Origin of the sequence: Peribacillus sp. ACCC06369, from assembly GCF_030348945.1 — a bacterium.
Taxonomy (GTDB): domain Bacteria; phylum Bacillota; class Bacilli; order Bacillales; family DSM-1321; genus Peribacillus.
Map to the genome: position 1 here is coordinate 1,272,309 of NZ_JAUCEN010000002.1, position 13,315 is coordinate 1,285,623.

Sequence of the window (13,315 nt, forward strand, 5' to 3'; positions counted from 1 at the left end):
AATAACTCATTAAAATATAAGGGGATGGCAAGATGAATGCTGGTATACTTGGGCTTGGCCGCTACTTACCCGACAAAATCGTTACAAATGCGGATTTAGAGAAAATTATGGACACTTCCGACGAGTGGATCCGGACTAGGACGGGTATTGAGGAAAGAAGAATTGCAAATGATGATATTGATACATCAGATATGGCTTATGAAGCCGCAAAAGCTGCATTGAAAAATGCGGAAATTTCTGCTGATGAGATAGATTTAATTCTTGTAGCTACTGTTACGCCTGATCAGTCGTTTCCTTCTGTCGCTTGCATGATTCAAGAGAAATTGGGAGCGATGAAGGCAGCTGCAATGGATGTAAGTGCTGCGTGTGCCGGTTTTATGTATGCAATGATCACGGCACAGCAATTTATTAAGACAGGTGCATATAAGCATGTGTTGATCGTCGGTGTTGAAAAACTTTCGAAAGTAACCAATTGGGAAGACCGCAATACTGCTGTACTTTTTGGTGACGGTGCGGGTGCAGCTGTACTTGGACCTGTATCGGAAGGCAAAGGGGTCCTTTCCTTTGAATTAGGCGCAGATGGAACTGGCGGGAAGCACTTATTACAGGAAGGAGATTTCATTCATATGAATGGACGTGAAGTATTTAAATTTGCTGTCCGTCAGATGGGGGAATCCAGCCTGGGTGTATTGGACAAAGCTGGTTTGACAAAAGAAGATGTCGATCTGCTTGTCCCGCATCAAGCAAACATACGCATTATGGAAGCTTCAAGGGAACGCTTGGGTCTCCCGCTTGAAAAAATGACAAAAACGGTTCATAAATATGGAAATACTTCTTCAGCGTCCATTCCAATGGCCCTTGTGGAAGAAATGGAAGCAGGAAGAATCAAGGACAATGACTTAATCGTCATGGTCGGTTTTGGTGGTGGCCTTACATGGGGAGCGATCGCTCTTAGGTGGGGTAAATAAAAGAAGTAGCAAAACGTAAGAGCTTTAAAATAGGAAGGAGCCATTTTAATGACTAATCGTCGTGTAGTTGTAACAGGTATTGGAGCAATCTCACCAGTTGGTAATGATGCAGAAACTGGATGGAAGAATATAATCGAGGGGAAATCAGGAATAGGGCCTTTAACTCGTTTGAATGCTGAAGAATTCCCAGTTAAAGTGGCAGCTGAAATCAAGGACTTTGATATAGAGACTTATATTAATCGTAAAGAAGCGCGTAAGATGGACCGTTTTACCCATTATGCAATTGCAGCATCCGTTATGGCCTATAATGATAGTGAGCTGAAAATAACGGATGAAAATGCAGCACGTATCGGGGTCTGGATCGGTTCGGGTATCGGCGGGCTGGAGACTCTTGAGACACAGCATGAAAACTTTTTAAACAGAGGGTATAAACGGGTGAGCCCATTTTTCGTACCGATGATGATTCCGGACATGGCAGCTGGCCAGGTATCTATCTTACTGGGTGCTAAAGGAATCAATTCATGTACGGTAACAGCCTGCGCAACAGGAACAAATTCAATTGGTGACGCGTTTAAAGCCATTCAACGTGGCGATGCCGATGTGATGATCACAGGTGGAGCCGAAGCGCCAATAACAAAAATGTCGGTTGCAGGATTCTGTGCAAATACTGCTTTATCGACCAATCCTGATCCACAAACTGCTAGCCGTCCTTTCGATCTTAACCGTGATGGTTTCGTAATCGGCGAAGGAGCTGGAATCATCGTTCTGGAAGATCTTGAACATGCATTGAATAGAGGAGCCAAGATTTATGCCGAAATAGCTGGTTATGGATCAACTGGAGATGCCTTCCATATTACCGCTCCGGCACCAGGTGGAGAAGGCGGGGCAAGAGCGATGAAAATTGCTATTGAGGATGCAGGTTTGAATCCGGAAGACATCCAATATGTGAATGCCCACGGAACGAGTACGCCATACAACGACAAATATGAAACGATGGCAGTCAAAGAAGTCTTTGGCGACCATGCTAATAAACTTGCAATAAGTTCCACTAAATCAATGACAGGCCATATGTTAGGGGCAGCAGGCGGTGTGGAAGCAATATTCACGATTCAGGCAATCAGGGACAGCATTTTGCCTCCAACCATCAATATTGAAACACCAGACCCTGAGTGTGATTTGGACTATGTCCCGAATCAAGCAAGGAAGGGCGAAATCAATGCCGCCATCAGCAATTCACTTGGATTCGGTGGACATAACGCTACTATTCTTTTCAAGAAATATCAATAAAACAAACAGAAGGAAGAGCAGATCTTTTGAGATCTGCTCTTTTTGTGTTGAAGGGAAAATGCAGGATATAAAATGTGTCATTCAGCTTTTTTAAATCATACGATAGTCAAAAGAAGCGGAGGTGTATGGGAAATGGGGGTCATTTCAACTGATGAATGGATGAGGAAGGATTTCAACCACCCGGTCCAGATGATGGAAAGACTTAAAAGCACATTCAACAATACGCTTGATGCGGGTATGATTTATCATCATTTATTAAAGCATGGCATGTATTCGCCGAATCAAAAAACGAAACTCACATGGGAAGACTTAAAAGAAAATAATGTATGGGAAAAAACACAAAGCCTGTTCACATCTTATAAGAAACTATGGGGAGGGCCTGATGTTCCCATATTTATTTTTCCGCTCATGTCTTCTGGGATATGGAAGAAAACAGTTGAAACAAAGTCAGGGTTGGCATTTGAAGATAAACTATTCCTTTTTTACGACAAGGGTATATCTGAAAAGGAAATGGAGGCCCTGTTGATTCATGAATATCATCATGTCTGCCGATTGCATCACTTGAAAAAGGACCAAAAAGAATTTACTCTCCTTGATACGATGATCATGGAAGGGCTAGCGGAACGAACGGTGGGAAAATATTTAGGAACAAATTTTTTAGCGAAATGGACTAAGTTATATCAGGAAGATAAACTACGAGAATTTTGGAGCAAACATTTAGAGGAAAAGCACATGATAAAGCGTACAGACCCTCTTCATGATGTGCTTCTGCTTGGAACGAAAGGATACCCATATATGCTTGGATACTGTAGTGGCTATTACCTAGTGAAAAATTACGAAAAACTCTCTGTGAAAAAATCATTCATTATTCAATCTGAAAAATTCTTATCAATAAATAGCTAATATATACGTTCTTTTTTTATTAATCTGTTTTCTAGAATAGGAATAAATTGTATGGTTCCTGCCTATACTGATTGACAAACAGAAATTTGTTTAAGTGAGGGATGAATGATGTTATATCTTCATGATGTATGGGTTAACTGGTTTGAAGGAGAAGAAAACGGCTATAATATTTGTCATTTTCATGAATGGAGGAAGGATGATGGGATCGAACTTCTAGATCAAGTTCCTTTGTTGAAAGTGTCAGCAACATTGTTCCACTACATAGAAAACGACTTGTCAGAATTACCTAAGCCATTGCTGAATGACGTGTATCAAAAAGCATATGCAAGGAAAAATCATGAACGAATTCAGCTTGACTATTGTTTTATCGTGACTGATGGAAATGGAATTTTAGCTGTTGATACGATAGGGTATCATATTCCGATCAGGAAAAGCAGAATAATTCCCCGGCAGGAACAAATTGTTTATGACATGATAGAAAACCATGATGAGATGGATTACACCTTTACTGAAAAACCTACATCTGAGAAAGAATATCATATTTTGTCGCCGTCTCCCTTATTCATGAATGGGTTGACAAGAAAAGAAAGACAGCTTAAGCAATTACTATTCATGGCCATGGACCAATTATTCACGGCGAAAAATACTGCTGAAATCCGCTATTGGTATACAGAATGGGCCCCTGAAAAATATGAAAGCATTCAAGAAATGGATTTTCAGATAGCTTGGCTAGAGTTATATGAAGAAATGAAGGAAGGCTGGTCAGAGAAGCACCTTCAACTTTGTGAAAATTTGGTGAAGGGGCAGCCTTTTTTTGAAAAGCTTTGGCAAGTGGAAGCTGGCGATAGCCCATCGATATTATGAACAAAAAAAAGACGATCCGATGAGGATCGTCTTTTTTTATCTCTTTCTGCCAAGTCCCATGCCATTATACATTTTTCTGATCATTTTATTGGCTTCAATGTTGGCTTTTTCTGCACCGCGGTCCAGAATTTCATCCAATTCAGGCGAATCGATTAATTCATTAAAGCGTTCCTGGATTGGTAGGATTTCTCCAAGTACCACATCAGCCAGATCACCTTTAAAGTCGCCATAACCTTTGCCTTCATACATCTCTTCAATTTCTGAATAGGTTTTTCCACTGAAGATGGAGTAAATGGACATCAGGTTGGAAACTCCGGCTTTGTTTTCCTTATCGTAACGGACAATACCTTCGGAATCGGTAACTGCGCTCTTGATATTTTTTTCGATTTGCTTCGGATCATCCAATAAGGCAATCGTTGCCTTTTTGTTAGGATCCGATTTGCTCATTTTCTTGGTTGGTTCTTGAAGGGACATGATACGTGCCCCTTCTGTAGGAAGGCTGATTTCCGGGATTTTGAAAATATCATTGTGCTTTTTATTGAAGCGTTCAGCCAAATCGCGTGTCAATTCAAGATGCTGTCTTTGATCTTCCCCGACAGGAACGACATCCGTACCATAAAGGAGAATATCGGCAGCCATCAGCGGCGGGTAAGTAAGAAGTGCTGCTGATACCCCTTCTTTGCCAGCGGATTTGTCTTTAAATTGGGTCATTCTCTCAAGTTCACCAATATAGGATATACTCTGTAAAATCCAGCCTGCCTGAGCATGCGCAGGTACCTCTGATTGAATGAAGATGGTATTCTTTTCAGGGTCTAGACCAATGGCCAAATATAAAGCGGCCAAAGTTTTAATGCTTTTCCTTAACTTAAGGCGATCTTGTGGAACTGTAATTGCGTGCTGGTCAACAATACAAAAGAAACATTCATATTCATTTTGTAAGTTAACGAATTGTTTCATGGCTCCGATGTAATTTCCTAAAGTAACGGAACCGGATGGCTGAATGCCGGAGAAAATCCTTTTCAACTGCTAGTCACTCCTTTAAATGCGTTTATTGATAAATGGATATTCGCTCTTCATTATTGTAAGGATAAATAGAAAATGAATCCACTTTCTTTGAAAGAAATGTGCGTGAAGCCCATGAAAGGGAACGCTCATTTAAATCTTGTGGAGGGCCGTTTTGTCCAGTATCGATGCCATTCTGAGAATACGAATTGTCCACTATAACTGTATTTTAGCATTTATTCATATTAAATGTATAATCGAATCGGCAATCAAGCAAAAGTACGGATTTTCCGTTTCCTTTTTTTGATTATGGAAGAAATGAAAGACTCAAGGAAAATCAAACCGTTTACTATATTTCACTATGAGCAGATGATTTTAGGGAAGGATACATACAAGGGAATACAGTGCTGAGGAACGTATTTCCACCTATGGGTTTTAAGATATAAACTTTGTAAGGCGGAGTTTTTTAATTATTTATAATATATAGGAGTAAAATTAATTGTTTGTGGTATTAAAGAAAGGGGTTTATTATATTTGTTGAATATTGATGACTGATGGCGAATGAGGTGGAGAAAATGAAACCAATGTGTAAATGGTTGATGACAGGTATGTGCATATTCCTGATTCAACAGCCAGTTCATGCGGAAGGCATGAACGAAACCAGGCAGGTAGCATTAGAAAATAAAGATTTGCCTGTGAGCGTACCGCGTTTTGTTTTTGATTCGGGGTTGAAATTCGACTATCCGGATGCTGTGCGCGGAATATATGTGACAGGGCCTGCAGCGGGTGGCAAGAAAATGAATGAACTTATTAAATATGTAGATGAAACCGATTTGAATGCGATGGTCATTGATATTAAGGATGACTTGGGGAACGTTACTTATCAAACCGAAGATCCAGATTCTCCATATGCTGGGATTGGTAAAGACTACATAAAAAATCCAAGGGTAATGCTGAAAAAAATGGAAGATAAACAGATTTATCCGATTGCAAGGGTAGTCGTTTTTAAAGACTCCCTTCTGGCCAAAGAGAAGCCTGAATTATCTTTTTTAGATGACGAAAAGGTATGGAAGAATGGTCGAGGGGAAGCCTTCGTTAACCCATTCTTAAAAGAGGTGTGGGATTATAATGTCGGTATTGCCATTGAAGCTGCAAAGATGGGTTTTAAAGAAATTCAATTTGACTATGTCCGTTTTCCCGAAGGATTCGAAAACAAGGAAGATGATTTGAAATATGATGTCGGTGAATATGATGAAGCGAAAGTAAGTCATACAGCCAAAAGGGTTCAGGCAGTGACGGATTTCGTAAGTTATGCGAGAAAACAACTGGAGCCATATGATGTGGAAGTATCAGTGGATATTTTTGGATATGCTGCTACATTGCCTGAAGCTCCCGGAATTGGGCAAAACTTCACAAAAATCTCTGAGAATGTCGATGTAATTTCCTCCATGATCTATCCAAGTCACTGGACATCTTATTTTGGTATCGATAAGCCTGATTTGGAGCCGTATGATCTCGTTAAGGAATATGCGAAATTGGAGAACGGGAAGCTGAAGGAATTAAAAACGCCACCTACTTCTAGACCTTGGCTACAAGATTTTACTGCCTCATATTTAGGGGAGGGGAATTATCAAAGGTATGGTAAGGAAGAAGTGGAAGCCCAAATAAAAGCATTGAATGATAATGGTATTGATGAATACTTATTATGGAATGCAGCAAATCGATATACAAAGGGAGTAGACTATACCCCATGAAAAAATGGATGACCTAGGAATATCCTTCCGGTCATCCAATTTCTCTCTGAATTACCGCTTTTTATTCCCGCCAACTTGACTCCATCCTGACTGAATTCGTTTCGATTGATCGAAAATATGAGAGTGACGTTTCCCGCCAAACCATTTTTCGCCGATGCCATTCGTCACAACGCCATTCACAGCTGTAATACCAATAACGCAAGCAGCGACTAAAAAAAAGTCGATAAAGTAACTGATCATCTAAACCCCTCCTAATATTTTCAAGCTATTTAAGTTCCATTGTAGTGGATAAGAAAAAATCTGGAAAGTATAAACTAGCAAATAAGGAGATTAAATTATGAATTGGTATGAAAAATTAAACCAGTATTTCCCTATTGAAGAAATGAAGTCCAAAGAACATATAGAAGTTCTTTTAGAAGATAAGCAGGAAATATATAAAAAGGATGAAGGTCCCGACCATGTTTTATTGTATGTGGAAGGGGAAGAGTTTATATTCGTTGATTACCTATTTGTATCAAAGAATTCAAGGGGGCAGGGATTAGGAAGGAAATTGATTCAAAAATTGCAAAAAAAGCAGAAAACGATTTTGCTGGAAGTCGAACCAGTACAAGAAAATGATGATGATACATTTAAAAGGCTGAAATTTTATAAAAGGGAAGGATTCCATCATGCTTCTTCGATTTCCTATAGCAGAAAATCGCTTGCCACTAAGGAGAACACGCCTATGGAAATCTTATATTGGCCGGCAAATCCATCTGTTGATGAAGAAGACGTATTTGATTTCATGAAAGAGATTTATTCTGAAATCCATACTTATAAAGATGATGACCTTTATGGGAAATCTTATCAAGATGTAGAGGATGTACTAAGCTTGAATGCAGGTCAGGAAACGGATATTTTTAAAGAGATGGAAGTTTGAGAAAAAAGGGCCGGTTGTTTGAAGTGAACCCAAAAAGTTAGACACTTTATTTACTTAGGAAGCCTTGAGGGCATGAACCCGGTAATCTACCGGGCTCATGCCTTTTAATTTTACCTTGATTCGTTGATGATTGTAGTAATGGAAATAATCTCCTAGTTCTTGTTTGAAATGCTCCATGCTTTCAAATTCTTGAAGATAGAGTAATTCGGATTTTAATAAGCCAAAGAAGTTTTCAATGACCGCATTATCGAGACAATTTCCTTTGCGGGACATGCTTTGTGTAATGTTATGTTTTTTCAAATCATGCGAGTATTGTTTCATCTGATAATGCCAGCCCTGATCTGAATGGAGAATGGGTGAATCTTTCATTCCAAGCGATCAAAGGCTTTATCCAGCATTTTGGAAACGAGCGGATAAACAGGCCGAGATTCGAAATTATAGGCGATGATATCTCCCTTAAACAGGTCAAGAATGGCTGATAAGTATAGTTTCTCCCCAGCTAGATGGAATTCCGTGACATCTGCCACCCATTTTTCAATGGACCTTGCCGCCTTGAAATCACGTGCTAGAATGTTGGGCGCAATCTTACCGATGTTCCCTTTGTACGAACGGTATTTCTTCATGCGAATCAATGACTTTAATCCTAGTTCATTCATCAATCGGAGAACTGTTTTATGATTGATGCGAGCACCTCGGTTACGTAATTCTAGGGTAATACGCCGATACCCATAACGCCCTTTATGCGTATGGAAAATCTCTTTGATAAGGGATTTAATTTCTGTGTATTTATCCTCACGCCCGAAGGCGTTTACCCAATAATAGTACGTACTCCGTGCCATTTTAGAAATGGATAGAAGCAGTTTTAAATCAAATTGTTTCCTTAGTTCATGGACTACTTTCGCTTTTTCTTTCTTTGTAAGGCTTCCTTTTCTTGAACTAAGGCATTCAACTTTTTTAGATAGGCATTCTCTGCACGTAAGTATTCTAATTCGGCAAGAAGTGCTTCTTGAGAGCCATTAGCTTGCGATTTTTTATTAGTTTCTTTTTTCATGGATAGACGCCCCTTTTTCATTGGTTTTAGGGCGTCTATACCTCCTTCCTTAAACTGATTTACCCAATTCAAAAGTGTAGAATCGGAAGGAAGGTTATAGTGTACAGCGGTCTCGTTGATCGATGCCCCATATTCGTTCATATATTTAAGTACCTCTAGTTTAAAGGGCAGAGTGTAATTTGTATAGGATGGAACAAGTCCTTCCATCCCATGTTTTAGATAGCGAGCGACCCATCTTTTCAGAGGGGATAAACCTACATTTCTTTCTTGAGCAATGGATTTATCGATTTTTTCCCTTCTAAGTACTCTATAACTGCATTTGATTTTTCGTCTATCGTATATTTAGTCAAAAAAATACAGCTCCAATTGTTAGGTGTTGTCTAAGAATTGGGTGCAGTTCAGTTCACCGGTCCTTTTTAGTTTGTTGAAAAAAGTACGGTAAAGGAAGAAAAATTGCGTGAACGGACGAAAAAACAGCTCAGGATAACGAAAAAGTAAAAGTACTCCAGCAGAAAACAACCGGAACTATTTTTAGAAAAATTGAGAGAAACTGTCTATTCTTAGAATTTGTCGATGAAAGGAGGTCCGGAATGGTTTTACCCCGAACCATGTTTTTTTAATAGAAGACTTGGTAAACCTCCGATTTTTACTTTTTTTAGGATGTGACCCTGATATATTGAAGGAATTTGCAACACTCCTGCCGAAAAACTGGCTAGCCAAGACCCCACAGACGCTTGGCTGACAGTCGGCGTATAGGGAGCGGATTTCTGAAATTGAACTGAACGTCTTGCAAATAAAAAACTGCAGGCAAACTCGCTTTCTTATGCATTTATTGCAGGAAAATGAATATCTATAACTTCTTGGATGGTAGATTGTTCCCTTATTGCTGATTCTTTTGAATTACCTTTTTTACTTTTGGAATTATATGTGCTAAAAGAATGGTTTTTCTTGTAAAAAGGAGGAATTTGCTTTTTGTTAAAGAAAATATATTAACAAGATCTTGTTTATTGACAAGGAATGGGGGTAAATAAAAGTAACGAGCTAATTAAAAAATCATGAGGGCCGAATTGAGAGTTAAATGAGAATGATAGGTAGGTATTTTCAATTAGAAAAAGTGGATTTAATGTATTACATAAAAAAACGAAATAGCTATAGTACAGGCTAAACCAGAAGTTTAAAAGGATTTTTTCAAATATCAAAAAGGGTATTCATTTTAAATAAATTAGTGTATAATAAAGAATATGAAATACTTATTTAAAATTATTTCAAATTAGAGTGGTACTTATGAATACTAATAGTAGATTTCCCCTCATAGATCACCGATTCTATATTTAGGGAGTGTGAGTAAACATGGTAACATTATATACATCACCTAGTTGTACTTCATGCAGAAAAGCAAAAGCATGGTTAGAGGAACATGAGATTGGATATAAAGAAAGAAACATTTTTTCAGAACCGTTGACGATTGATGAGATAAAAGAAATTCTTCGAATGACAGAAGATGGCACCGATGAAATCATTTCAACACGGTCAAAAACTTTCCAAAAGTTAAATGTAAATTTAGAGAGCCTGCCTCTTCAAGAATTATATAAATTGATCAAGGAAAACCCAGGACTGTTGAGACGTCCAATTATCCTTGACGAGAAACGGCTTCAAGTTGGTTATAACGAAGATGAGATAAGACGCTTTTTACCACGTAAAGTTCGTACCTTCCAGTTACGGGAAGCACAACGTATGGTCAACTAATAAGGTCTTTCAAGCTCTGCCAGGAATTGTGCAGGGCTTTTTCTTTATACATAACCGATTTTTCACCTTAATAACCGGGCATGACCGAATCCATAGGCGACAGACGTTTGGCATCTTCAGCAAGTCCCTATGGCCGGTCATCATTTAAAGATAAAATAAGAATGCTACTCCCCAGGCCATGTATATAATAAGGCATATACTACAGTAAGATTAAATTTGAAGAAAGCATTGTGATAGTTGCATGCGGATGAATTTTTTTATAGAATGAATGGAATATTAGGCAAACAATTGTTTTTTAGATAAGTAATGTTTTTTATTTCCCTTCTTCAAGGTTTTGTCATAAAATGATGTAAAATAGTCTGTTTTAATGGCTATCATGATTTACAGTATTCACTTACGGGTAAAGAGCTTTTAAGAGCAATTTTCGCTTGGGGGTTATTATCCCTTCAAAATGAGAAAGGAAGGGAGAGGGGAATCATGGAAATCGAACGCATTAATGATGATACAGTGAAATTTTATATTTCCTATATAGATATTGAGGAAAGAGGCTTCGATCGCGAAGAAATTTGGTACAGTCGTGAGAGAAGTGAGGAGCTTTTTTGGGAAATGATGGATGAAGTGCATCAAGAAGAAGAATTCATGATTGAAGGACCTTTATGGATTCAAGTTCAAGCCCTTGAAAAAGGCTTGGAAGTTTTGGTCACAAAAGCCCAGCTTGCCAAAGATGGTCAGAAACTCGAGCTGCCTCTTTCAGATGATAAGTTAAAGGATTTTAATGTATCAGATAAGATGGATACGCTTCTTGATCAACATTTCCATGGTAAGGATGAAGAAAGCGGTATGACATTCGAAGATGGTATGATTGAATTCATCACGACATTCGATGATTTTGAGGATGTCATTTCATTAAGTAAGCGTCATGGATTGGATGACTGGACGACAAAACTTTATGTTTATCAAAATAAATATTATCTTTATATCGAATTTTCCGAGGCGGAGATTGATGAGGAAGAAATCGATAATGTACTAAGTCTTTTATTGGAATATAGTCAGGAGTCACCAATAACGGTGCACATGCTTGAAGAGTACGGGAAAATAGTTATCGAAAATGATGTATTCACAACGGTCGATAAATATTTCGCATAGACTGTTGAGGCCGATTTCTACTGAAATCGGCCTTTTCGTCCTAGAATAAATTTTTCTTACCTTAGGCAGGGAGGTTTTTTACATGTGCCTGTGTTTGTTAATTGGAGGTAGTCTAGGTGAAGAATATAGTTGGCATCGGTCTGCTTATTCTCTTGTTGGTCGGAATTTGGTATTTTCTAACAAATGACGTCAGTGGCGGGCTGATTTTTTATTCTAGCCTTATATTGACCCTTTTGTTGGTGATAATTGGTTTTATCATTTTCCTGGAAAATCGGGATCCCATACAGACCATTACATGGCTTGTTATTTTTGGCGCTTTCCCTTTCATCGGTTTCTTATTTTACTTTTTGTTTGGCCGTAATTTTCGGAAAGAAAGGATATTTCGCAAGAAGTACTTTTTGGATAAGCAAAGATTCGTGAAATTAAGCGGCGAAGCGGAATATAATGATCGAATTAAGGAAATGGGCGAGAACTCTCAGCAATTATTCACTCTTGCAAATAGGCTAGGGAATAGCCCTATTTCATTTACGACAGAAACCCGGATTTTAAGGAATGGTAAGGAGACATTTTCCAATATCATCGAAGAATTAAAAAAAGCCAGACATCATATTCATTTAGAATATTATATTGTTAGGGATGACCGCATTGGCGGTGTGCTAAAGGATGTCTTGATACAAAAAGTAAGAGAAGGGGTAAAAGTCCGTTTTCTCTATGATGCGGTTGGTTCATGGAAGTTAGCTCGCTCTTATATCGATGAACTGAAGAATGCAGGGGTCGAAATGGTTGCCTTTGGTCCGTTGCATCTCCCTTTATTAAATAATAAATTCAATTTTCGTAATCACCGTAAAATAATTGTGATAGATGGCTCTGTCGGTTTCATCGGTGGCCTCAATATTGGGGATGAATATTTGGGTCATGATCCGAAATTCGGTTCTTGGCGTGATACGCATCTTATCGTGAAAGGGGATGCGGTCAGGACTTTACAGATCATATTTCTGCAGGATTGGTATTATAGCACCAATAATAGCTTTTTAACGGATGAATATCTCTTGACTGGCGTGCCGGTGCATCATGAGCATGGTGGAGTTCAATTGATTGGCGGCGGGCCTGATAGTGAGTGGACGATCATTAAGAGCATTTTTTTTAAGATGATCACTTCTGCAGAAAAGTCCGTCTGGATTGCCTCACCCTATTTCGTTCCTGACGACGATATCTTTCAAGCATTGAAGGTAGCTGCTTTAAGTGGTTTGGATGTCAGGCTGCTGGTCCCAAAGAACCCCGATAAGCATATAGTATTTCATGCTTCGAGAACCTATTTTCCCGAATTGCTTGCTTCGGGAGTTCGTATATTCCAATATAATGAGGGCTTCATGCATAGTAAAATCATCATCGTTGATGACCAACTGGCTTCAATTGGGACAACCAATATGGATATGAGAAGCTTTCACTTGAATTTCGAAGTCAATGCCTTTCTCTACCGGACGGAAAGTACACAACAGCTTGTAAATGATTTTTTGGAAGATATAAAGGTATCCCAAGAGGTGGAAATTGTTGCATTTTCCAAACGGAATTTCGGGTTGAAAGTATTGGAATCAACTTGCCGATTGCTTTCACCCCTTCTATAGAAATTAACTTTCCTTTATGCCGATCTGGCATTTTTTTTTATTAAAAGGAA

At 38.7% G+C, this 13,315-nt stretch carries 11 protein-coding genes and 1 pseudogene; 9 read left to right on the plus strand and 3 right to left on the minus strand.

The window, feature by feature from the left end:
• Positions 1 to 32: 32 nt before the first annotated feature.
• The 4 genes from QUF78_RS07060 (at position 33) to QUF78_RS07075 (ending at position 4,022) form a co-directional block, all read left to right on the plus strand.
• Positions 33 to 968 (plus strand): beta-ketoacyl-ACP synthase III, encoded by a 936-nt coding sequence (locus QUF78_RS07060; protein WP_289324120.1) that lies wholly within the window; start codon positions 33 to 35, stop codon positions 966 to 968.
• Positions 969 to 1,016: 48 nt separating this feature from the next.
• Complete coding sequence (fabF, locus tag QUF78_RS07065) at positions 1,017 to 2,255, plus strand: beta-ketoacyl-ACP synthase II (RefSeq protein ID WP_289317465.1); 1,239 nt, start codon at positions 1,017 to 1,019, stop codon at positions 2,253 to 2,255.
• 192 nt (positions 2,256 to 2,447) lie between these two features.
• Positions 2,448 to 3,158, plus strand: a complete 711-nt coding sequence (locus QUF78_RS07070; protein WP_289324121.1) for a DUF2268 domain-containing putative Zn-dependent protease — start codon at positions 2,448 to 2,450, stop codon at positions 3,156 to 3,158.
• Between the two features lie 108 nt (positions 3,159 to 3,266).
• A complete protein-coding gene (locus QUF78_RS07075) occupies positions 3,267 to 4,022 on the plus strand; it encodes a YjbA family protein (protein ID WP_289324122.1) in 756 nt (251 codons plus the stop codon).
• A gap of 36 nt (positions 4,023 to 4,058) precedes the next feature.
• Here QUF78_RS07075 and trpS read toward each other — a convergent pair whose 3' ends face one another.
• Positions 4,059 to 5,045 carry a tryptophan--tRNA ligase gene (gene trpS, locus QUF78_RS07080; protein WP_289324123.1) on the minus strand — a complete coding sequence of 329 codons (987 nt, stop codon included), beginning with the start codon at positions 5,043 to 5,045 and terminating at the stop codon, positions 4,059 to 4,061.
• Between the two features lie 587 nt (positions 5,046 to 5,632).
• On the opposite strand from trpS, the gene QUF78_RS07085 reads away from it, so the two are divergent.
• Positions 5,633 to 6,778: a putative glycoside hydrolase gene (locus tag QUF78_RS07085; RefSeq protein WP_289327254.1), complete on the plus strand. Its 1,146-nt coding sequence runs from the start codon at positions 5,633 to 5,635 to the stop codon at positions 6,776 to 6,778.
• Between the two features lie 51 nt (positions 6,779 to 6,829).
• Here QUF78_RS07085 and QUF78_RS07090 read toward each other — a convergent pair whose 3' ends face one another.
• Positions 6,830 to 7,018: a hypothetical protein gene (locus QUF78_RS07090; protein WP_289317462.1), complete on the minus strand. Its 189-nt coding sequence runs from the start codon at positions 7,016 to 7,018 to the stop codon at positions 6,830 to 6,832.
• A gap of 97 nt (positions 7,019 to 7,115) precedes the next feature.
• On the opposite strand from QUF78_RS07090, the gene QUF78_RS07095 reads away from it, so the two are divergent.
• Entirely contained in the window at positions 7,116 to 7,697 is a 582-nt protein-coding gene (locus tag QUF78_RS07095; RefSeq protein ID WP_289317461.1) for a GNAT family N-acetyltransferase, read from the plus strand.
• Between the two features lie 54 nt (positions 7,698 to 7,751).
• On the opposite strand, the pseudogene QUF78_RS07100 reads toward QUF78_RS07095, so the two are convergent.
• Positions 7,752 to 9,098: pseudogene (locus tag QUF78_RS07100) on the minus strand (IS3 family transposase).
• Between the two features lie 1,000 nt (positions 9,099 to 10,098).
• Here QUF78_RS07100 and spxA point away from each other — a divergent pair.
• From spxA to cls, 3 genes are all read left to right on the plus strand, one after another.
• A complete protein-coding gene (spxA, locus tag QUF78_RS07105; protein WP_034314502.1) occupies positions 10,099 to 10,494 on the plus strand; it encodes a transcriptional regulator SpxA in 396 nt (131 codons plus the stop codon).
• Between the two features lie 477 nt (positions 10,495 to 10,971).
• Complete coding sequence (mecA, locus tag QUF78_RS07110) at positions 10,972 to 11,640, plus strand: adaptor protein MecA (RefSeq protein ID WP_289317460.1); 669 nt, start codon at positions 10,972 to 10,974, stop codon at positions 11,638 to 11,640.
• A 116-nt stretch (positions 11,641 to 11,756) separates the two neighbouring features.
• Positions 11,757 to 13,265, plus strand: a complete 1,509-nt coding sequence (cls, locus tag QUF78_RS07115) for a cardiolipin synthase (protein WP_289324124.1) — start codon at positions 11,757 to 11,759, stop codon at positions 13,263 to 13,265.
• Positions 13,266 to 13,315 lie beyond the last annotated feature (50 nt).